Raw genomic sequence first — 22552 nt, forward strand, 5'->3', positions numbered from 1 at the left:
GTTGTAACTGTAAAAATTACAGCTCAGCGTTGTGGTAAACCTGCTGAACATCATCACAGTCGTCAAGCATGTCTAAGAACTTCTGGAACTTCTCAGAATCTTCTTCCGCTACCGGCGTCATAGTTTGAGGAACGAAAGTGATTTCCTCAACATCTAGAACTAGCTCAGGGAACGCGTTAGTTAGTGCAGTCTTCGTTTTGAAGAACTCAGTTGTTGGAGCGAATACAGTGATTACACCGTCTTCTAGCTCAACGTCTGTTACGTCTACGTCGTCCATCATTAGTGTTTCTAGGATGATCTCGTCGTCTTCACCTTTGAACTGGAATACAGCTTGGTGAGCGAACATGTGAGAAACAGAACCTTCAACACCGATTTTCGCGCCAGTTTTAACGAAACATTGGCGAACGTCTTGGAAAGTACGGTTGCCGTTGTCAGTTAGACAGTCAACGATTACGCTTGTGCCGCCTGGGCCAAAGCCTTCGTAACGAGCTGGAGCGTAGTCTTCACCACCGCCGCCGTTTGCTTTGTCGATCGCTTTGTCGATTACGTGTGCAGGAACTTGGTCTTTCTTCGCTTTAGCAATAAGGTGCTTAAGCGACAGGTTCATGTCTGGATCTGAACCACCATTCTTCGCACACATGTAAATTTCTTTACCGTATTTGGAATAAACTTTAATTTTTGCGCCAGCAGTTTTAGCCATTGAGGCTTTGCGCACTTCAAAACTTCTTCCCATCGGGATCTTCTCTCTGATTCAATTAACGGGGCAAATTCTAGCAAATTACTGTGTCATTTCAATTCTACAGCTTTGCTGAGCAAGGTTTGTCTGCGGTTATGCGACGCCCATTACTCGTTTGTATTTTTCTACAGACTGTTCAAACCACGCCTTTTCATCTGGGTCACCGAGCTTCATTGCTTCTTCAACAATGGCTTCAGGGCCACATTTAGCCTGCTTCAATTTCCATACTAGAAACGATGCCTGCTTATCCAGTTCGATTTTGTTTTTCTCGCTGGGTGGAAGGAGTGAAAGGTTGATAGACATTAGTCGCCTTCGTCTGTAATACACTTGGCCGAGAAATATATCATAGAGCAGCCTCATAAAACCAATACTATGAGTAGTAGAAAGGATTTATGAGACAAGAAACCAAGCAAGTCGCTGATGCAGGTCAAGCTAGGTTTGGAAAGTGCATTTGGGTAAAGAGGCCATTACAATATAAAGAGTAGGGGGGAATGTTATCTTTGTATGGCCAATGGTTCGCATTTTAGAAAGACAGCAGCATAACTAACACGCTTACTCTACATTACTAAAAGCTTGGCAAGGGAGGTCTAAAGGAACTTCAAAAGTTACTCTATGAGCAATGTTTGATTCATCTAAGTTTTTAATACCGCCTCCGATAGAGAAAACTGATAATTTGGCTTTTGCGCTAGCATCAACATCAGTGCTTTCTTTTACTTGGATTGCTATATCAAATTTAATAGTTTGCTTTGGCGGCTTTTCAGGGTGTACATCAAAAGCAGCATCAATAAACGTTGCATGAGGATTAACAGTGCCACCTAACGAAGACACCTCTTGAGCAGCATCATTCACGCCTTTTACTATCTGCACTAACGTTTCTTTAATATACTCATCTAACTGCATAATTTAACTCGAATAATCACGCTTATCAAAGTATCCATAATACCAATATAGAACATCCGCTGCATAACATTATTCTTTTGATATTTATAGATTTTTCACACACGAAATTGAAAGCGGAGCAGAGTTATGTGGTCGCTAATAGGCAGGTCGAACTAGCCCTGAGATGCATCAAAGGCCTAAACCCTACTCAGGCAACAGATAGCGCGTGCTTCTGCCACCAGAACCAGATTTAACTAAGCAGCCATTCTCAGTCAAAGCGCTCAAATGACGTGTTGCTGTGGCACTACTCACCTTCGCTACCTTTTTATATTGACTAGCATTGATACCTTCAGAAAAATCACCATCAAGCATTCTATTAAGCACTTTCACTTGCTCTACAGTAAGCTTAGTTTGATCTACACTTCGCCAATAATTGGTCTTATAAACGGTTTGGTCGACCTCAGAAAAAACTCCTGTAAACGTCTCGTCTAATGTATCTAAGAACCACATCAACCAATCGCTGATATCGAGTCCCCCTTTCTGGGTTCGCTCCAATATCTCGTAATAATGTTTGCGATTAGCAAGTATCCCCACCGACATCGCATAGAAACGTACCGATTGCTTCTCTGCTTGTGCTAACGCCAAGTCGGTCAACAATCGAGTAATACGACCATTACCATCATCTAACGGGTGTAAGGTGATAAACCAAAGGTGAGTTATCGCAGCTCTAAGTAAGGGATCGAGTGTAGCGTCGGTAAGTGAATCATTAAACCATGTGATAAATGTATCTAGCTCAGCATCAAGAATGTCTCGGCTAGGCGCTTCAAAGTGCACGGTTGGGCGGTCAATTCTTCCTGATACCACTTGCATCGGAGCGTCACCTCGTAGCTGACCTCCAACTACAGGGTTAAACATGGTGTAGCCTTGAGGAAACAGTCTATCGTGCCAATGTAAGATCCTATCAGGCGCTAGTGGCTCTGTTAGGTTCTGCACCGCATCCAACATAATTTCAGCTAGGCCATCGGTTTGTTCTGTCGTAGGAAAAGGTCGCTCTTCACTCACGCCAAGTTTGTTGGCTAAAGAAGAACGAACAGAGAAGGCATTCAGCTTTTCTCCTTCTATCGCACTGGAGTGGACAATGTTCGCTAGCAAAGTATCGAGCATTGTTTGCGTTTGGTCTGCAGATTGAGAGGTAATCTTGCCCAATAAAATGCCCTGATTAAGCCGAACTTCTCTTAACCTCACGCCTATTCTCTGATTATCCCAAACAAAGTTTGGCCAATTATCTTGCTGCCAAATCCACATATTACGCCCCATGATGCGAAAATATCACTTATTCAAATCACATTATGAGGTGTTTAAGGTCATTATTCAAATCACAAAGTGAGCCGAATAATGGGGTATTCAAATCATTGAGGCTGGAGAAGTACTTCTCCAGCCCAGAAGGACTATTCACTCACCGAGAACACATCGCAGCGTGAGGCGCAGATGAAGTCATTTTTGTGCAGGCCTTTGATTGAGTGGCTCCACCAAGTGACGGTGACTTTGCCCCACTCTAATAAGATAGAAGGATGATGGAACTCTTCTTCTGCCAACTCTGACACTTTGTTGCTGAATGCCCATGCTTGCTTGTAGTTTTTAAATTTGTACACCTTCTCAAGCTGCGGAATGCCGTCTCTTTCCATGATTTGCCAGTCAGATAACTCCAACAAAAGAGACTGCTGCTCATCTTTACTCAGGGCAATCGCGTCGATACTGCAGGCTTCGCATTTTAATTCATTCAACATGTGTCGGTTCCTTAGGTTCAAAAAGTGGTGGTAGTAACCCCGCTTCAATTGCGAGATCAGCTTGCTGTAACAGGTTTTCTTGACTGATTTGAAATAGCTCAGCCAGATCATTAATCACATAATATTTCGGTTGCATGATGTCGATGCGATAAGGGGTTCTTAGCACCGTTTGTAAATCGAAACGCTCACGAACGGCCATATCTCCTTCCAACGCATAGTTAGTTTCTGCTGGAGAAGAGAGAATGCCGCCGCCGTAGATTTTCAATCTATCGCCCTCTTTTACTAAACCGAACTCAACCGTAAACCAATACAAACGGGCAAGGTAACCTCGCTGTTTAGAGGTGGCTGCTTGGCCTAGCTTTCCATATTGCTCAGTGAAAGCGGCAAAATCAGGGTTAGTGAGCATGGCACAGTGACCAAAAATTTCATGAAAGAAATCTGGTTCTTGTAGGTAATCAAACTCTTCTCGCGTTCTCAAAAATGTTGCTACAGGGAATCGCTTATTGGCTAGCAAATCAAAGAAACGGTCGAAATCGATCAACGCAGGTACGGGCTGTACTTGCCAACCTGTTGTTTCCTTTAGAACTTTGTTTATCTCAGGGAGTTGAGGAACTCTGTCTAATGGCAGATCAAGCAACGTCAATCCATGCAAATAGGCTTCACATGCGCGATCATCAATGACGTCCAGTTGCCTTTTCACCAAGTCGTGCCAAATGGCGTCTTCTTCGAGGCTCCACTCAACCCATCCCTCTTGGCTCACGGGCTTAGAATGATATTGAGTCATTACGTACCTCCTTTCGAATGTCTCCCTTTAAGCCTATCCCCACTCATTGTAAGCACCAAATTTACGCTATTTTTCGAAATAGCCCTTTATGTAACATTTTATTTACATAAATATATCAAAGTCTTATTCCCCTGATCTTTTGACTTTGTAAAACCTTCATACCAGACTGAAATCGTTAAGTTTTTGTTAAAGGTAAAGGAATGTACGAAAGCAACAAGCCAGTTTGGCAGCCAAGTGAGCAGCGTATCGCTGATGCCAACTTAACCCGATTTATCGACAACCTTGATCTGTCTGATTTAAACCTAGATAGAGGCATACAAAGCTACGCCGAACTCCATCAATGGTCGGTGGATCAGCCTGAGTCGTTTTGGCAAAACGTGTGGCAGTTTTGTGGAGTGGTTGGCTCGCAAGGGGATGACATCAAAACGCAAGGTGAGAGCCGCTGGCAGCAACCTAAATCCAATCGTGATGCAGCTTGGTTTCCGAATGCGCAAGTAAACTACGCCGAGAACTTGCTGCGCTTGGCGCAAACCATGCCTGACGAGCACGCAATTTGGTTTGAGAATGAGCGTGGTGAGCAGCAGAGCTACACATGGAAAGCCCTATGTGAGGCTGTGTCCAACGTTCAGCAATGGCTTGTTGATAGCGGCGTAAGGCAAGGTGATGTGGTTGCTGCGTATACGCCCTACCTACCACAAACCGTGATAGCCATGCTCGCCACCACCAGCTTAGGGGCGACTTGGACGTCAACCTCGCCTGATTTTGGCGTTGAGAGTGTGATTGAGCGATTCGGCCAAGTGAAGCCCAAAGTGCTATTCACCTGCGATGGTTACACCTTCAATGGTAAAACGTTCGATATGGCGGGCAAGAACCGTGAAATCATCGAACACTTAAACGAATTAAAACAGGTGTGTGAGATCGGTTATTTGAAACCGAGTAATGACTTAGAGAAGAGCGATTTAGAGAAGAAAAAAGTTGAACATGATGTGTCGATTCTAAGCTGGCACAGAATCATTAATCACTATCAGACAAAACCTCTTCGATTTACTCGTGTCGGCTTCAATGAACCGTTGTTTGTACTCTACTCTTCCGGCACCACAGGCAAACCCAAATGTATAGTGCATTCTGTCGGTGGCACTACCATCAACCACCTAAAAGAGCATCAGCTTCATTGCGATATTAAACCAAGAGATCGCGTGTTCTACTACACCACTTGTGGTTGGATGATGTGGAACTGGCACGTATCTGCGCTCGCCAGCGGTGCTTGTTTGGTTATCTTTGATGGTAGCCCGGTTTACCCGCAACCTAACGTTCTATGGGATTTAGCGCAGCGTGCTGACGTATCGACATTTGGCACCTCAGCCAAGTACATAGAAGCGATTGAGAAAGCCGAACTCTCACCAATCGACAGCCACTCTCTGCCTCAATTAAGAACACTGTGCTCGACGGGTTCTGTGCTTTACCCAGAGCAGTTCGATTACGTTTACAAGCACATCAAGCAAGACCTGCATTTAGCGTCGATTTCTGGCGGCACGGATATTTGTGGCTGCTTTGTTTTGGGTAACCCAATCTCGCCTGTGTATCGCGGAGAGTGCCAACAGGCCGGGCTCGGCGTCGACATCAAGGTGTTCAATTCGTCTGGTCAAAAGGTCGATCACGAACGTGGCGAATTAGTATGCACCAACTCCCTACCCAACTTCCCCGCTGGCTTTTGGAATGACACCGGAGAGCGCTATCACAGCACCTATTGGGATAGGTTCGACAATGTGTGGCATCACGGTGATGAAGTCGCACAGAGCGAACATGGCGGCTACCTGTTCTACGGGCGAGGCGACACCACACTCAACCCCGGTGGCGTGCGAATTGGTACGGCCGAAATCTATCAGCAAGTGAACACCATTGACGGCATCATCGATTCGATAGCAGTCGGTAAAAACATCGACCGCAATGAACAGGTATGGCTGTTTGTTCAGCTGCAGCAAGGTGTGAGTTTAGATGAAAAGTTACTGACAGCCATCAAAAGCAAACTCAAATCCTCTTGTTCGCCAAGACACGTGCCAAGCCAGATATTTGCGATCAGCGATGTGCCAAAAACACGATCTGGCAAACTGGTGGAGTTGGCTGTGAAACAGGTGATCAATGGCAAAAATGTAGAAAACCTCGGGGCTATCGCTAACGCCGAGGTTTTGGAAGAGATAAAGAGTGTTGTTTCGCTTTAAACTTGAAACAAAAAAGCCCTTCACGAATGAACATCGTGGAGGGCTTTCTACTATCAATAACCGTTGGGGCTTAATCTGAGCTATACGTTCGCATCTACCTGATTCTCTGGCATCGCCTCAATAAAAGCAGGTAACTGATTGCACGCTTCGACAATTGAGTTAATCAGCGGATAAGGCGACATATCAACGCCAAAGCGCAGCGCATTATACACCTGTGGCACCAAGCAAATATCGACAATGCATGGTGAATCGGTGAGGCTATAAACTGAATCAGCGTATGTTTGACGATGCTTAGAAAGCTTCTCTTCTAATGCCGAAAAACCTTGGCTCATCCAATAGTGAAGCCAGTCTATTTTCGCCTCTTGCTCACACGACAACTCTCGCTCCAAATACTGCAACACACGCAGGTTATTCAGAGGGTGAATTTCTATCGCAATATCCTGAGCCATTGCCAACGCTTGATAGCGCAATGGTGTTTGCTCTGGAATCAACAAGGAGTCTGGGCTGCTCTCACACAAATAGTTTTCGTCCAAATATTGCAGAATCGTCAGCGACTGATTGAGTTGAACGTCACCATCCACCAGCACTGGCACTAATTCACTGGCATTGAGCTCGCGATATTGTGGATCATGCTGCTCGCCGCCATTACGCACCAAATGGACCGATTTAGACTCATAGTTGAGTTGCTTTAGGTTTAATCCAATACGCACCCGATAGGCAGCCGAAGAGCGCCAGTAACCGTAAAGTATAATGTTCTTGTTCACGATGCTCTCGCTCATACTGAAACCCTATTACGTGGATTATAGCGCTCGATACTGGCTCACTTTTTGGTCTATCGCGCCAAAAATGGAATCACCCGCCGCATCAAGCATCTCAAGCTTGATCGAGTCACCAAACGACATGAATTGAGTCGACGGTTTACCATCACGAATCGTCTCAATCATGCGCACCTCGGCAATGCATGAATAGCCCACGCCGCCCTCGGAAATTGAGGTGCCGTGGTCAGTGCCTTGCTTGTTGGAAACCGTGCCAGAACCAATGATCGCACCCGCCGACAGTGGACGAGTCTTCGCAGCATGGACTACTAGTTCAGCAAAGTTGAAAGTCATATCGACACCGGCATTCGGACAACCAAAAGGCTGGTCGTTGTAGGTCGATATCAACGGTAGATGTACCTTGCTGCCTTTCCACTGCTCACCAAGCTCATCAGGTGTAACGGCGACCGGAGAGAACGCCGAAGACGGTTTAGATTGGAAGAAGCCAAAGCCTTTCGCTAGCTCTGCCGGAATCAAGCCACGCAAAGACACATCGTTCACCAACATCAGTAGACGAATCGAATCGTGCGCTTGCTTAGCACTTACACCCATAGGTACGTCACCGGTGACAATCGCAACCTCTCCTTCGAAATCGATGCCCCACTCGTCACTGGCAAATTCGATATTGTCACGAGGGCCGATAAACGCATCTGAGCCTCCTTGATACATTAATGGATCAACCCAGAAGCTTTCTGGCATTTCAGCACCACGCGCCTTACGCACCAGTTCAACATGGTTTACATAAGCACTGCCATCAGCCCATTGATATGCGCGTGGCAGAGGTGATTCACAATACTGAGATGCAAACACTTCACTGCCAGTCACATGCCCGTTGTTTAACGAGGTGTATAACTCTTCTAACTGAGAAGCCACGCTGTCCCAGTTATCCAAAGCTACCTGCATGGTAGGTGCCAGATGCATCGCGTGGAAGATTTCGGTGGCAGGCACGCACTGTTTGAGATCTTTACTCACGACCATCAACAGACCATCACGAGTACCATTTTTCTTGGTTGCTAATTTCATCCTTGTTGCCCCTTACTTCTCTTGCCAACTGTAGACATATTCTTTGTTCTCAACGCTATCGAGCTCGTCAGAGAACTGCAGCGCGTGGCGAGTATCGATCATCACCGCGACTTCATCAGTGAACTTTTTCTTATACGCTTGCCCTGCCTTAAAGGCTTTTGGGTGAGGCCCATGCGTGAAGCCTGCAGGGTGGAAGGTCACCATGCCCGCTTCAATGTTATCGCGGCTGAAGAAGTCACCAGCGTGATAGAACAGCACTTCATCGTAGTCGTCATTGTTGTGATAGAACGGCACTTTCAACGCACCTGGATCGCTCTCAATCGGGCGTGGCACAAAGGTACACACTACAAAGCCTGCGCCAACAAAGGTCGTATGCGCAGACGGTGGCAAGTGGTAACGATGTGACATCAGCGGTCTGATATCGCGCCAATTCACTTTCACCACAGCCAAATCCCCATGCCAACCAATCGCGTCTAAAGGATTGAACGGATAAGTGATCACACTGACTTTGTCGTGGCGTTTCACCTGAACTTGGGTTTGATCTTCGGAGTACTGAGCGCGGAATTGATCGTTGATCGACGGGATTTCAAGAACCGCTGGATCAAACACCGCGTGATTGCCGACCATGCCCTTCTCAGGCAAGGAATAAGCCGCGTCGGTGTTCTCAATCATCAAGATGAACATCGGCTCACTTGGCTCCAAGCGCCAATTGGTTGAGCGCGGGATCATCACGTAATCCCCTTCACTCACCTCTAAATGACCATAGTCGCAATAGAGATCTGCCCTACCTTGGTGAATGAACAGCAGCTCATCACCGTCAGAATTACGCACCAAGAAATCCATCTTCTCATCCATGCGCCACACACGGATTTTGCAGTCCGCATTGTGCAAAAGATGAGGCACCGCCCAAGGGGTTATCTGGTTAGCTTTCTCCACCAGCGTAAAATCAAAAGCGCGAGGACGTAAATCACCCTCCCACTCCGACCAACCTGTTGGGGCATGCTGGTGATGAAAGTGAGCGGCAGGGCCAAAGAATCCACTTCGGCCCGCTTCTCGCTCATAAATTGCCTCTTCGGGGAAGTCGGCGTGCGCTTGTTTAGAGCACACCCCCTCCCGATGAGGAAACGAGATCCATTTATGCATCGTCTAATACTCCTCGACGAATCTGGTCCTCTTCAATCGATTCAAACAGCGCCTTGAAGTTACCTTCACCAAAGCCTTCGTTGCCTTTACGCTGAATGATTTCAAAGAACACAGGCCCAATTACCGTCTGTGTGAAAATTTGCAGCAAGATGCCGTCTTTGGTCGGCGCGCCATCAATCAGAACCCGTAAATCGCGCAGCAGATCGGTGTCTTCACCGTGGCCCTTCACACGCTCGTCGACTTTCTCGTAATAGGTATCTGGGGTTGGCATAAAGTCCATGCCGCGATCACGCAGGGTTTTCACCGTTTTGTAGATGTCATCCGTTGCGAGCGCGATGTGTTGGATGCCTTCGCCGTTGTATTCGCGGATGAACTCTTCGATTTGTGATTTGTCGTCTGAAGACTCATTGATAGGGATGCGGATTTTGCCACATGGCGAGGTCATGGCTCTGCTCACAAGGCCTGTCAGCTTGCCTTCAATGTCGAAGTAGCGAATCTCGCGGAAGTTACCGATGCGCTCATAAAACCCAGACCAAACATCCATATTGCCTTGTTTCACGTTGTGCGTGAGATGGTCGATTTCATACAAGCCAACATTGGCTTCGGCCATGCGCTTTTCCGCATCGTCATAGAATCGGAAATCGACGTCATAGATGCTCTGCTTGCCATAACGATCCACAAAATAGAGCAGGCTTTCACCGATGCCGTAAATGGCAGGAATACTCAGCTCCATCGGCCCTATTTCTGTTTTGTACTCTTCACCGCCGCCCTTAAACGCTTGTTCCATTGCAGCTGTCGCTTCGTTGACACGAAAAGCCATGCCACACACCGATGGCCCATGCACTTTAGCGAACGCTTCCGCTTGGCTGTGCGATTGTTCATTAACGATGAAGTTGATGTCACCTTGTCGATACAGCCAAGCCTCTTTTGAGCGATGCTTGGCGACCTCAGCAAAACCAAGTGACACAAACAGTGCTTTAAGTTGCTCAATTCCCTTGTGGTCAACGGCCGTGTATTCAACAAACTCGAATCCATCCGTGCCAAGCGGGTTGTATGTATCCACCATGAACTTTCTCCTTGTACCTATTGGTTTTGTATTACGTGTTTTTTGTCCTTAATTAAATTTGGCCCACAAGCGGAAAGATTGGAATGCATCGAAGGAAATGGGCAATAACGCTAAAAACCCGTCAATTTGTAAAATATCTGTTACAGATAAATAACAACGACAAGAAAGTGAGTGCTATCAAGGGATTGAAAGACGGTGGTTTAATTTACAACCAAGCAAGAGATGTTATTAAATTGTTACAGACACACTTTTATCAGTTAAGGTGATAAATCGAACATTAGACTGATGATGCAAAAAAGCCGCTGTAGTCAGCGGCTTAATAAGTTCTAAAACGAATCTAATTAGAATAAAGGATTCGCGTTAATCCCAGTTGAGAATCGACCAATTCGGTTGATCAGCCAGTGCTTTCAAACGCGGACATGGGTTTACCAAATAGGCAAAATCAGCGTGTTCACACAAAGGTAAGTCGTTGATTGAATCTGTATAAAAGTGGATATCTGAGTAATTAGTTTCTTTATTGTCTAACCACTCTTTTAAACGCGTCACTTTACCTTCACGATAACTTGGAACGCCTGAGATCTCAGATGTAAAACGGCCTTGGTTTTCAATCAAATCGATACCAAGTACATTCTCGATACCAATCTTACGCCCCACAGCTTCCACCAAGAAGGTCACGCTGGCAGAGATGATCAACATATCGATGTTGTCGCGCTCTAGCTGCTCAATCAAAGGTTTCGACTGCTTGAACTGTCTAGGCAAAATATACTGTTCAACACACTCTTCCACCAGTGCGGTGACTTGCTCTGTTGGCATTTCCGCGAGTGGCTGCATAGCGAACGTGAGGTAATCTTCCATGTTCAGTTTGCCTTCCGAATACAGACCCATTAAGCGCTTATCTTCTTCAATAAAGTTCGGTGCTGTAGCAATGCCCTTTTCAACCAAGAATTCATTCCAAAGCATCGCCGCATCGGCATTGATCAACGTTTCGTCCATATCAAATACATACAAAGGTTTGAACATCTTAGGCTCTCACAGGTTGAATTTCGTTCAGGTTAAACAGGAGTTCAAGTTGGCTGAATGCTATAGCGAATGTATGACAATTAGAGCGTATTTCTGTGGCAATTATGTTTCGTGAAGATGACAATCAAGTCTACTCCATTTATTCAAAAATGATAAAAGGGTAGAAAGGAATCAACTTACTGAATACATACAAAAACTCCGACTGATTAGGTCGGAGTTTGGGGTTTAACGATTGGATTTAATGACGCCCGAGCTAAACAATCTTCTGCTCATTTTCGTCCGTTAGTTTGCTCTTATCAGACAAGAAACTCGCTACGATCTCTCTCAGTTTGCCTTGGTTAACCGGTTTAGGTAAAAACTCATCCATGCCTACATCGAAGCACAAATGCTTGTCTCGCTGCACGACGTTGGCCGTCAGCGCAATGATTGGAATATGCTTTGCAGCCCCTTCTTCGAGCGCTCGGATCTGCTTGGTCGCTTCGAAGCCATCGAGAACCGGCATCTGACAATCCATAAAAATCATCTCGTATTCGTTGGCTTTGAATTTCTCGACACCAATTTCACCGTTGTCGGCAATATCAACCTCAAAGCCAAGCTTCTTGAGCATCATCTTGGCGACTTGTTGGTTTACTCGCGAGTCTTCAACAACTAAAACTGTACCACTAAATTCTCCGGCAACTGCGACAGGTTTTGACTCTGCTTGAATTGGAGCTTGTTTATCGGCTGGTGTGGCGTTTACAGAGACAATGGGAGCATCTTTAACAACCGCTGCAGGTTTACTTAACGGCACAGGTTCATTGTCTTTAAACGCAACCTCTCCTCTGTTCGGATAGGTAAAGACTGAAGTATCAGCCGCTCTCGCGAGTACCTCACTGATGGTCCATTTAAGCTGATTATCTTGGTAAGGACGCGCAATGTAGGCAACAAAACCGACTTGTTTAGCACGAGCTTCATCTTGCTTTCTAGGGTCAGCAGAGATCATCACTAACTTGGGACACTCGCTACCAAAGCGTTCAACTAAGCTTCTCGCCAGTTGAAAGCCATCAACGGACGGCATTACTTTGTCTATCAGAACGAGATCATAAGGTGATGACTGAGCCACAGACTCTGAAACCAACTCTAACGCTTGGTTTGCCGTTTCACAGCACTCAGACTTAACGCCAAAGGATTGAAGCTGTGTAGACGTTATACGCATGTTCAGCTGGCTATCATCCACAAGCAGAACCGAAACCTTATTGAAATCGATATTGCTTTCATCGGCTTCTAAACACGGGTCAAAGTCAGCCGTAAAATAGAAGGTACTGCCTTTACCTTCAACACTGGTGAGTTCAAGCTTGCTGCCCATCAATGTCACTATCTTCTCGCATATTGTTAGACCAAGCCCTGTGCCTCCATAAATACGTGTGGTACTGCCGTCGGCTTGTTGAAACTTATCGAACACCGATTTCTGTTTGTCTTCTGCAATACCGATACCGCTGTCGACAACCTCGAACCTCACTCTGAGTTTTTGCTCAGGCTCAACCACCTCTTCCAAACGAAGCGAGAGCGTGACGTGGCCATGCTCGGTAAATTTAATCGCGTTGCCTACTAAGTTATTTAGGACTTGTCTTAGTTGAGTACCGTCGCCAATCACCATGGTTGGGATCTTAGGGTCGATCGCTAATTGGAATCGAAGCCCTTTCTGTTCGGCTTTCACTCGAAAGGTTGATTCAACGTCGGCCGCAATGCCCATCATTTTCATCGGCTCTTGCTGAAGCTCTAGTCGCCCCGCTTCGATCTTCGAGTAATCGAGAATGTCGTTGATTAAGTCGAGCAACGTAAGCGAAGAGGTGTTGAGCATGTTGATGTACTCTTTTTGCTCTTTCGGCATATCCATTTCAGAGAGCAAAGACGACAACCCGATAATCCCATTCATTGGTGTACGGATTTCGTGACTCATATTGGCAAGGAATTCACTTTTATTACGGTTGGCCACCTCAGCAACATCTTTAGCTTTTTCCAGCTCTTGATATTGTTGACGAATACGTTCTACCGATCGGTTATAGCTACTCTCTAGAGTCGATATCTCATCTTTGTAAGTAGAGTGAGTTGGCGTTATAAAGCGCGGTTTGTTGTCTTCGACCTGTTGTTGGTTGATTTGGGAAGACATAGTCATCAAACGTTTTACGACAAGACGATAGACGATGGTTAAACATACGAGAGACAACAAGAAGATTTTAACGGCTTCGAAGGCGAGCAACAATAACACTCGTTCTTCAAAGTCATCTAGGATCATGCTCAAGTCTGATTGCACCGTGAGCGTCGCCAACGGGAAGTCTGTGCCGCCCATCTGGTGCACCATTTCCCAAGACTGAGAATAAGATTGGCCTTCGGTCTTTTGACCTAACTCTAGAATTTTTTCATCGGGACTTTCGATAAGAAGGTAACTGACCGAAGGGAGGCGAGAGATGCCTTCGGCTTGCACAAACAATTGCTCTCGATCTTCAACCCACAAACTTGCCGTTAAGCCAGAAAGGTAGCCAGCCTTAACCTGCTCGATCTGAGAGCTGATAAAAGAAACTCGACTTTGGTACTCTACATACAACCCGAGACCTGTCACTATAACTGTGAATAAGGTACTGATCGCTATTATCATCCCGATCAACTGTCGGGAGAGTCCAACGTAGCGTTTTCCTTTTGTCAACATACACAAATTACCATTATTGTTATCCTAGCAAACTACAATTACTCAACTAGTATAATAGTAGTCATTCATCAAATAACTAGGGAAGGTTATGAAAAAACATCTTATCGTTGCATCCATAGTCAGTTTGTTTTCAAGCAGTTATGCTTCTGCAAACGAACCTCTTCACTACTACATTATTGCGAGCCAAGCGCAACCTTTTCAAATCGAAACTGACGGGTCATCTCACAGAGGAATTGTTTCAGATATTGTGGAAGCCGTGTTTGATGACAGCCAATATGAGATCAACTACCACACCTACCCTTTTAATCGAATGATCGACAAGCTCGATGCGAGAGAGAATCCAAACTGGGTTACCTATGGCAGCCCTAGTTGGGGGAATATTCAATCTGCGAACCTATCTGAAGACCCGATTTACAATGTAAAACACGTATTACTCAGCAGCGGTAAAAAGCCATTTGAGTTCAATACAATCGATGATCTCGATGGGAAAGCCGTAGTATTGCTGAAAGGATTTGAGTATCCGAACTTGGAACCTTATATCCAACAGGGCAAGCTTAACGAGATTCGAGTAAAAGATTACACTGCTGCGTTTCGTGTCCTGAACCGAGCACCTGGCGATACCGTGTTTGTGGAAATGGAATCACGAATCAAATACAACCTAAACGAACAAAAACTGAGTATTGATGATTACCAGATGCAAGAGTTTGGTTCTGTCATCAATAACTACCCTATCCATTTGGCGTTTGACCCTGAGATGGATCCTAAACTGCAAAGCTTCATCAACCAACGCCTAGACCAAATGAAAGACGATGGACAGCTTGACGACATCGTACAGAGTTACTTATAGCACCAGCGTAACTTAGAACTTAGCAACGGATAGCTTAGTCACGTACGTTAACTCTCGTTGATGCCTGACTCTCTAAAACCGAAAAGGCCGCCCTGCTTCATACTAGATAGCAGGGCGGCCTTTTAAATGCGTCTAAGGGGTAATCATAAGCATGCCGCTATCTGAATCGACGAATCAGTGCGAAGCAATCAAATGCAGTTGCTGAGTGCGAAGCTGGTGACGCACTGCCATCAGAATCTTACCCAAATGGTTCTCGCCGGTTCCATCGCCGCCATCGCCCCAGAAGTGGTCTTTGTGCGAATGTTCTTTGATCACCGAATCCCCGGTATTGGTAAGAAACAGCGCAAACTGTGGATTCTGTCTGAACTTCTCCGTCACAATAAACTGCATCACTTCAACACGAATGTCATACCAATCTTCGCGAACTTGGTCTTCGTAGTCACGACTTAAAGAGAACGCTTCAGCAGGTGTACTGGCTTCCAAAATGGTATTACGTAGCGCTTCGGAGGCAAACTTCATCGCTTGATAATAATGTTCGCTGGTTGCCCAAACTTGATCACCTACCTTGATAGGACAAGCGGCAAAATTTGACAGGTATCCGTTCGGATCTTCGGGTTCGTAAAACAGCACTTCTTTAACTTGAGCCACAGAATTAGACATAGCCTTCTCCTTACCAACGACATCGCATATTTTTGCTTTAACTTTAAAATTAGTGGCGTTGAATATGACTGTCAAACAACTTAGTTCAAGAGTATGCCATGTGCGTGTTTTTCATCTGAAAAGCGTAATATCACAAGGGATAGGCTAAACGGAACAGTGAGCCAAAGAATCAAGGAGTTGATTAAATCTGGATAGGGAACATGAAAAAACACTTATAAATCAAAGGGTGGCGTTGTGCCACCCTTCTAAATGCAATGGGGATTATTAGTGAATAAGACCTAGCTCCCTCGCTTCTTCCAGACTCAAACCGCTTTCTCTAATTTCTCTTAGAGTCTCGATACGACGACGAGCTTCAGCAGACTTCATTTTCTTTTCTGGTTTGAAAGATACTTCTTCTTCAGCATCCCACTTGTTTGCAATATTTGTCATTTCATCATGGTTGATAGAATTAATGGACATGTTTTCCTCCGAAAAGCACCATGTAATGGACAGGTAATCTGTAGCAAATGCTTTTTCGCTTGTTAAGAAATTCTGTACTGAAGTGTGATGATTCCGACGCTTCACAAAGCTAATTAATAAATGCCTCATTTAAACTTTGCCAAAGCCATTTTCTGCAATTATATTTAAAAGATTCCCCATAAGAAATGTGGTTTGATCCAACTCTCATTTTCCCCTCTTTCAATGCAATCAAATCCGTTAGCTTTCACATAGGCTAAGGCGAGATTTTCGGCTTAGCCGGAGAATCTGGCTGCGGGAAAAGCACCTGCGCACGATTGATGACCAAGGTTTACCCTGCGACAGAGGGAGAGATACTGTTCAAAGGCAGAGACATCTCTACTCTGAAAAGCCGTAAAGATATCTTGGATTATCGCAGCCGTGTGCAAATGGTTTTTCAAGACCCCTTTGGTTCACTCAATCCCACTCACACTATTGATCACCATTTAACGCGCCCACTTAAGATCCATAAACAGGTAGCCACTAAACAGGCTCTCACAGAGCGCCTCAAAGAGTTATTAACGCTGGTGGAGTTACCCATCGAAACGCTAGCCAAATACCCGCACGAGCTCAGTGGGGGCCAAAGACAGAGGGTTAACCTAGCGAGAGCACTGGCCGTTGGCGCTGAGGTTATTCTTGCTGACGAACCCACCTCGATGTTGGACGTTTCGATTCGACTTGGCGTGTTGAACCTGATGCAAAAAATGAAGCAAGAGTTGGGGATTGGCTTTTTGTACATAACCCACGATCTTGCCACGGCACATTACATCGCAGAAGAGACAGCGGTTATGTACAAAGGACAGATCGTCGAATGGGGATCAACCCAGTCGATCTTAACCAATCCACGACACCCGTACACTAAGTTGTTGATCTCTGCCGTACCAGATCCCGATCTGCCATTTGGCGAACTCGTCAAAAATGAGCCAAACTATTCAATAGACGCTGATCGTATTCGAGAGCAGAGCAGTGAAATACAGCATGAAATCAAACAAGTTTCTGATAATCACTTTGTAAAACAGTGGGATAACGTTGCATGAATGAACTAGACACTTGGTTAGAGCGGATCGGAGATTGGTACAAAGACCGAAAGCATGATCAAGTGGACCGGTTAGAACCTTTGATCTTAACGCCTCCAGATGCGCTCTGGGGGCCATTGATCACGGATGAGCAGAGCAAAGGCATCGCATGTTGGCTAGACGGATGCCTGAGAATCTTTACTTTCTATCGCCACCTCGCGGATTCATCGAATCCGGAGTTGGCTTCGCAGGAGGCCAGCAGCTCAAACCATCAAGATAAAGCCTACCAATACCTAATGTTTGCCTACAGTAAGCTGCAAGCGGTGTCATGTGACCCAAAATCAGAAGCAGGATTGCAAGAGTGGTGTACACAGCGGCTACAACACTTGTGTGTATTGGCTTTGGAGTTTACGAACCAACAGCAAGAACCACGTTGGAAAGCAGAGTCTGAAAAATTGATCGAGTCGCATGTACGCTTTATGGCAACCCATCCCCGAAACGATGATCAAGGCATTATTCAACGCCATCTCCACTGATCAAGCCCTTCTCGATCAAGCATCAAATCAGAATCTCACCAGAGCTAGATCCGTAGAAAGCATGATCGAGCCTTGATCATGCTTCGGCGTTTAACTCTGTAAGCTATTGAATTTTAATGATTGACTGAATTTTAGGCAAAAAAAAGCGAGTCCCTTGGGAACTCGCAAAAATCTATTCAGTATGATGTAACAAAATATGAGCCAATCTATTAATCACAAGAAAGGACAAAGGTTGTCTATTCGGGATAAATAATAATCAACTAGATGCGCTACTTTGTCATCACTTTGTCAGCGTTACGTGCGATTTTAATCAGCACCTAATGTGTTCAAAACTATCCATTCAGCGACGGCAAAACAGGCTTATCGCGATAGGATAATGACTAGTGGCCAATCGCCATTTCATCGAGCGCAAGGAACACGTTTTCGTCTAAATGACCTTCATGAACTTGTTTACACACTTTACGACGCACCGCTAAACCAGAGATCAAACGTTCAATGGACAGATGTCGATTGCTGGTGCTATCTCGGTCGTTATATAGCTCAATCAAGCGACTCAGTGTTTCGTATGGGATAACGTCCTCCCCTACTCTCAACCAATCAAGCTTCTCAATGAGCTCTGAGCACTCTTCTTTGATTGAGGCATGTGAGTGCCCTGTCATAGCAGATAAAGCCGTTATGCTGCGTTCTAGAGCCTCTGCAGAGGTATATTTAGAGAGAGTAATCATGATCTCGTCAGCGTTGATCTCAACAGAGTGTTTACGCTGCTTAACTCGACGTCCCAATTTGCCTCTTGGCGACGGTGCTTTACGCTGAATGGGTTCAAACTCACCATCGATAATCTCAGACAGCTCTTCCAGTTTCTGCTTAGACACCATTTCGTTACGAAGTGGGTTCGGCAGCGTTGGTGCCATATTACGCTTACCTGCGTTAGTGGTACGCGCTCTTGAGTAACGTAATACTTCTTCCACATTACATTTGATATCTACCTGATAATCGGTCGTTTTCCCTTTTTCGATCAACGCGGTGATCGTCAAGTGATAACCCCATAGATTAACCAGGAAGGTATCTTCTTGATCCCCGACTTCACCCAATTTTCTGAGCTCGCGGATCAGATCCATCGAGAAACGACGCCAATCGATGTTACGCGCCAATTTCTGGTTGAGCTCACTGAGCAACATGCTATCTGAATGGCGACGTGCCATGCGGCTTCTAAAGTACGAATACACTTGGAAAACCAAGGTATGTTGCTTCAGGATTTCTGGCGGAAATAGGAAGAAATAGTCACGCGTCAGCAGCTCTTCGTAGAACGAAGGTTCCCAAACCAGGATGTATAGGTTCGGTTTAATGCGAATTTCGCCGTCAGAGCCCTCTGTAGGCGCTTCTTCCGATGCTGTAATGGTTCTAGCTAAGAATCGGAAACGATCACTCTTAAAGCCTTCTGGCATGTTCTCACTAAGCCAACGGCCTGTAAGCTCGTGCAGTTGGAAATCCGTGAATTCGATACGATCAATACTATCGCGGATCGAATCACGAGCAGGGCCGCTGTCTTTCTTGCCACGTAAAGACAAAATATCAGTGATGTAGAGTGGTGTTTTGTTCGGCGTGTGTTTCGCGTCTAGATGGTAATCATCTTGGTGGTGATCATGATATTGAACGGTGAGCGTGAATAACGCGAATAACGTCATCAGATCGTCAACGGTCATGATATTTTTAGAAGATCTTGTCTCGATCACAGCGCGAGTGCCAGAGATCGAAACCATGGATTTCTGGTAGCTCTTACGAGTTCTAGGTGGCGCTAACGCTTGATCAATAATCCCCGCCCAATTGGTTGGCGAAACAATGAATTGATCCGCTTCATCTTTCATCGTTGGTGGGGTATTCAACCCATGTTCATTCAGTAAGCGCTTGTTTACTTTGGTTTGAGCTAGGGCTTTAGAGCGCTTTTGCTTTTCATTTTGCTTCACGCTTTCTGTCACTAAGCTGGTGGCACCCAGCACCGATATCAATTGGTTTGGGTTCACAAAGCGATGCAACATGGTTTTACCAGCAAGGCCTTCTTCAAAGCGAACGGGGATTTGTTTGAACAATCCGATATTAACTGCAGCTCTCAGCCTTTGCTGTAAGGCTGCGCGAGTGACTTGACCATCGGTTGATTCAATAATCTCAGTGGTGGAAACGTACCCGTCTTTACTGCTAAACCCACGAAGTGAAATTAGGTTAAGAAGCTCAACTATGCTTTTGGTGACACCTTTGAAGTGTTGATATTGTTCTATCCATTCAACGGCTGTTTCAGATACCTCAAATAAATGACCATCTTTGTGGCTTCGTGCCTTAATTAACAATTTCTCTTCTGGTTTCATTTTTGATCCGTATCACACTAACCGTAATTTCACTATAGTTCCTGAATGATAAAGAAAGAATGATCATAAATAAAGAGAATTTATTGGCTTTTAAAGAACTGATCTTTTTGATTAATATGATCTTAAATGATTAAGTGATCTAATGATCTGGACGTAACTTTGCTTCTAAGTAGCTGAATTTAAAGAATTAAAATAAATCGCCTTGGAAAGCATGATCATAAAGGTTCCGAAACTATGATCATTAAACTTAAGAAAGCATGATCACAGAACATCAGAACGATGATCATTAAGTCATTGTAAGCATGATCATTATTGGTTCGAAAGCATGATCATTATACTTATACAGCTTATCCACAGATCGGAATTCAACATCGGTTTCTAAGTCGCTTTTGACTTGTCTAAGTGGACACTTGTGGTGGCCAATCTATCGGAACAATGATCAAGAGAGCATACTTTTTTATCGTTCCTACCCTATTGAGTGCAAAATTTAGTCTGTATCCGCTGGAAATGGATTGCTTTGATGTATTTAGAGCGGGTGGGTCTTAACTAGGAAGCATGATCATGAAATTGTCATGTTTGTGTATTCTTGGTCTGTGTCGATTGAATTTTCAATCATTGAGCCCTTATAGGCGTTGAATCCCCATTCCAAAAGCATTTGTCCGTAACTTAGTTCATAAATTACATGCTTCCGGAACTATGTTTACTTGATCATTTTTCCGGAGGTTGATCATTTTCAATGTGCAGTTGCTCGGATCAATATTGCTCAGTTTACGCCTTGATCATGCTTCATAATTTGGCGTTATCAATTATCTTACACTGGATGTGCTCCATGATCATTCTTCCGGTTAGGTTCCAATCCTCTGTTGTTTTTTGACACCCCATCTTCTCTTCTGTTTTGAATTTTTTGGTCATTGAGTGTTTTTTAATTTTTATTGGATTGAAAATCTATAAATTCGAATGCAAATCACACCAACCGTAATCTACGGTTGTATTTCAATCGTTCCGAAGGTTTTTCGTTGAAATTCCATTTACATTGTAAATAAGTGATGCTGTAACATTTAAAATGTAGACTAGAAATAGCATGGTTATACATGATAGAAACAGTCATTTTTGTGTTTGTCTAAGGCGATGTTTCATCAAATTGTAAAAACGCGGTCTATTTTATGTGATTTTACTCATAAATGTATGTTCATGTTTTTGTTGTGTTTGTTGTTAATCGCTGTACAATTTGTACTTAGTTAATCATTACGGAAACTGGCAATGAAAAGAGAACAAACGATTGATAAGCTCTATCAGCTAGCCGAACAAACTCAACAAGTTCAGGCTGACCGAATTGAGATTATTTTGGAAGAGCGAAGTGATGAACATTTCCCTCCAATGTCTAAAGCTATGATGGAGACTCGTTCTGGTTTAACGCGTCGTAAGCTCGATGAAGCGATCACTAAACTTGAAGCTGATGGCCATCAGTTCACAAAGAACAACGCTAATCATTACTCGATTTCATTGACAGAAGCTCACATGTTGATGGACGCGGCAGAAGTGCCGAAGTTCCATGAACGTAAGCAGCACGCTGATAATAAGCCATGGATTATCAACGTACAAAACCAGAAGGGTGGTACGGGTAAATCAATGACAGCAGTTCACTTAGCCGCTTGTTTGTCTCTGAATTTGGATAAGCGCTACCGTATCTGTCTGATTGACTTGGACCCACAGGGCTCTTTGCGTCTGTTCCTAAATCCACAAATTAGTGGGGCAGAGCACGACAGCATCTATTCTGCCGTCGATATCATGTTGGACAACGTGCCTGAAGGCCAAGATGTCGATCTAGAGTTTCTTCGTAAGAACGTACTATTGCCAACTCAGTATCCAAACCTGAAGACAATTTCTGCTTTCCCAGAAGATGCGATGTTTAACGCTGAAGCGTGGCAAAGCCTTTCACAAGATCAGTCACTTGATATTGTTCGTCTGTTAAAAGAGAAGCTTATCGACAAAATCGCCGATGACTTCGATGTGATTATGATTGATACCGGCCCGCACGTTGACCCTCTAGTATGGAATGCAATGTACGCGTCGAACGCACTTCTGATTCCATGTGCAGCTAAGCGTTTGGATTGGGCTTCAACGGTTAACTTCTTCCAGCACTTACCAACGGTTTACGAAATGTTCCCGGATGACTGGAAAGGGCTCGAATTTGTTCGTCTAATGCCAACCATGTTTGAAGACGACAACAAGAAACAGGTGTCAGTTCTGACTGAAATGAACTACCTGTTGAATGACCAAGTAATGATGGCAACCATTCCAAGAAGCCGTGCTTTTGAAACCTGTGCCGACACTTACAGCACGGTTTTCGATCTAACGGTGAGCGACTTTGAGGGCGGTAAGAAAACTCTAGCTGTTGCTCAAGACGCAGTACAAAAAAGTGCTCTAGAATTAGAGCGCGTATTACATAGCAACTGGCCTTCACTTAATCAGGGATAACA

At 44.8% G+C, this 22552-nt stretch carries 20 protein-coding genes and 1 pseudogene; 6 read left to right on the top strand and 15 right to left on the bottom strand.

Features of this window, described 5'->3' with window-relative positions:
* Window positions 1-16: 16 nt before the first annotated feature.
* The 6 genes from F0229_RS08815 to phhA all read right to left on the bottom strand — a co-directional run bounded on the left by F0229_RS08815 (window position 17) and on the right by phhA (window position 4186).
* Window positions 17-733, bottom strand: a complete 717-nt coding sequence (locus F0229_RS08815; RefSeq protein WP_017072329.1) for a YebC/PmpR family DNA-binding transcriptional regulator — start codon at window positions 731-733, stop codon at window positions 17-19.
* Between the two features lie 96 nt (window positions 734-829).
* Complete coding sequence (locus F0229_RS08820) at window positions 830-1039, bottom strand: DUF3283 family protein (RefSeq protein WP_004736949.1); 210 nt, start codon at window positions 1037-1039, stop codon at window positions 830-832.
* Between the two features lie 249 nt (window positions 1040-1288).
* Complete coding sequence (locus F0229_RS08825; protein ID WP_171732658.1) at window positions 1289-1636, bottom strand: hypothetical protein; 348 nt, start codon at window positions 1634-1636, stop codon at window positions 1289-1291.
* A gap of 183 nt (window positions 1637-1819) precedes the next feature.
* A complete protein-coding gene (locus tag F0229_RS08830; protein ID WP_216606099.1) occupies window positions 1820-2920 on the bottom strand; it encodes a Fic family protein in 1101 nt (366 codons plus the stop codon).
* Between the two features lie 143 nt (window positions 2921-3063).
* Window positions 3064-3402, bottom strand: a complete 339-nt coding sequence (locus F0229_RS08835) for a 4a-hydroxytetrahydrobiopterin dehydratase (RefSeq protein WP_116871108.1) — start codon at window positions 3400-3402, stop codon at window positions 3064-3066.
* Window positions 3392-4186 (bottom strand): phenylalanine 4-monooxygenase, encoded by a 795-nt coding sequence (gene phhA / locus F0229_RS08840; protein WP_171732660.1) that lies wholly within the window; start codon window positions 4184-4186, stop codon window positions 3392-3394. The genes F0229_RS08835 and phhA overlap by 11 nt, the downstream gene beginning before the upstream one ends.
* A gap of 200 nt (window positions 4187-4386) precedes the next feature.
* Here phhA and F0229_RS08845 point away from each other — a divergent pair, with 200 nt between their 5' ends.
* A complete protein-coding gene (locus F0229_RS08845) occupies window positions 4387-6405 on the top strand; it encodes an acetoacetate--CoA ligase (RefSeq protein WP_171732661.1) in 2019 nt (672 codons plus the stop codon).
* Window positions 6406-6485: 80 nt separating this feature from the next.
* Here the strand turns inward: F0229_RS08845 and maiA are convergent, their stop codons facing one another.
* The 4 genes from maiA to hppD are packed head-to-tail and all read right to left on the bottom strand — an operon-like array spanning window position 6486 to window position 10452.
* Window positions 6486-7184, bottom strand: a complete 699-nt coding sequence (gene maiA, locus F0229_RS08850; RefSeq protein WP_171732662.1) for a maleylacetoacetate isomerase — start codon at window positions 7182-7184, stop codon at window positions 6486-6488.
* A gap of 21 nt (window positions 7185-7205) precedes the next feature.
* Window positions 7206-8243 carry a fumarylacetoacetate hydrolase family protein gene (locus F0229_RS08855; protein ID WP_171732663.1) on the bottom strand — a complete coding sequence of 346 codons (1038 nt, stop codon included), beginning with the start codon at window positions 8241-8243 and terminating at the stop codon, window positions 7206-7208.
* 12 nt (window positions 8244-8255) lie between these two features.
* Complete coding sequence (locus F0229_RS08860; protein WP_171732664.1) at window positions 8256-9386, bottom strand: homogentisate 1,2-dioxygenase; 1131 nt, start codon at window positions 9384-9386, stop codon at window positions 8256-8258.
* Complete coding sequence (gene hppD / locus F0229_RS08865; RefSeq protein WP_171732665.1) at window positions 9379-10452, bottom strand: 4-hydroxyphenylpyruvate dioxygenase; 1074 nt, start codon at window positions 10450-10452, stop codon at window positions 9379-9381. The genes F0229_RS08860 and hppD overlap by 8 nt, the downstream gene beginning before the upstream one ends.
* A gap of 83 nt (window positions 10453-10535) precedes the next feature.
* On the opposite strand from hppD, the gene F0229_RS21875 reads away from it, so the two are divergent.
* Window positions 10536-10718 carry a hypothetical protein gene (locus F0229_RS21875; RefSeq protein WP_017065124.1) on the top strand — a complete coding sequence of 61 codons (183 nt, stop codon included), beginning with the start codon at window positions 10536-10538 and terminating at the stop codon, window positions 10716-10718.
* A 94-nt stretch (window positions 10719-10812) separates the two neighbouring features.
* Here the strand turns inward: F0229_RS21875 and F0229_RS08870 are convergent, their stop codons facing one another.
* Both F0229_RS08870 and F0229_RS08875 read right to left on the bottom strand, forming a co-directional pair.
* On the bottom strand, window positions 10813-11472 hold the full coding sequence (locus F0229_RS08870) for an HAD family phosphatase (RefSeq protein WP_171732666.1): 660 nt from the start codon (window positions 11470-11472) through the stop codon (window positions 10813-10815).
* Window positions 11473-11725: 253 nt separating this feature from the next.
* Window positions 11726-14158, bottom strand: coding sequence for a response regulator (locus F0229_RS08875; RefSeq protein ID WP_171732667.1), 2433 nt, complete (start codon window positions 14156-14158; stop codon window positions 11726-11728).
* Window positions 14159-14246: 88 nt separating this feature from the next.
* Here F0229_RS08875 and F0229_RS08880 point away from each other — a divergent pair, with 88 nt between their 5' ends.
* On the top strand, window positions 14247-15005 hold the full coding sequence (locus F0229_RS08880) for an ABC transporter substrate-binding protein (RefSeq protein ID WP_017061220.1): 759 nt from the start codon (window positions 14247-14249) through the stop codon (window positions 15003-15005).
* A 174-nt stretch (window positions 15006-15179) separates the two neighbouring features.
* Here the strand turns inward: F0229_RS08880 and F0229_RS08885 are convergent, their stop codons facing one another.
* Together F0229_RS08885 and F0229_RS08890 are read right to left on the bottom strand one after the other, a co-directional pair.
* Window positions 15180-15740, bottom strand: coding sequence for an NADAR family protein (locus F0229_RS08885; protein WP_032547138.1), 561 nt, complete (start codon window positions 15738-15740; stop codon window positions 15180-15182).
* A gap of 189 nt (window positions 15741-15929) precedes the next feature.
* Complete coding sequence (locus F0229_RS08890) at window positions 15930-16124, bottom strand: hypothetical protein (protein WP_017061218.1); 195 nt, start codon at window positions 16122-16124, stop codon at window positions 15930-15932.
* A 185-nt stretch (window positions 16125-16309) separates the two neighbouring features.
* Between F0229_RS08890 and F0229_RS08895 the strand changes: the two are divergent.
* Together F0229_RS08895 and F0229_RS08900 are read left to right on the top strand one after the other, a co-directional pair.
* Window positions 16310-17197, top strand: a pseudogene (locus F0229_RS08895) (ABC transporter ATP-binding protein).
* Window positions 17194-17712 (top strand): transcriptional regulator, encoded by a 519-nt coding sequence (locus F0229_RS08900; RefSeq protein ID WP_171732668.1) that lies wholly within the window; start codon window positions 17194-17196, stop codon window positions 17710-17712. The pseudogene F0229_RS08895 and the gene F0229_RS08900 overlap by 4 nt, the downstream one beginning before the upstream one ends.
* A gap of 380 nt (window positions 17713-18092) precedes the next feature.
* Here the strand turns inward: F0229_RS08900 and F0229_RS08905 are convergent, their stop codons facing one another.
* The gene (locus F0229_RS08905) at window positions 18093-20072 is read right to left on the bottom strand and encodes a replication initiator protein RctB domain-containing protein (protein WP_017061215.1); all 1980 of its coding nucleotides are present in this window, start codon (window positions 20070-20072) and stop codon (window positions 18093-18095) included.
* 1260 nt (window positions 20073-21332) lie between these two features.
* Here F0229_RS08905 and F0229_RS08910 point away from each other — a divergent pair.
* On the top strand, window positions 21333-22550 hold the full coding sequence (locus tag F0229_RS08910) for a ParA family protein (RefSeq protein ID WP_017061213.1): 1218 nt from the start codon (window positions 21333-21335) through the stop codon (window positions 22548-22550).
* The last annotated feature ends 2 nt before the right edge of the window (window positions 22551-22552 follow it).

Origin of the sequence: Vibrio sp. AIC-3, assembly GCF_013114515.1 — a bacterium.
Classification (GTDB): domain Bacteria; phylum Pseudomonadota; class Gammaproteobacteria; order Enterobacterales; family Vibrionaceae; genus Vibrio; species Vibrio crassostreae_C.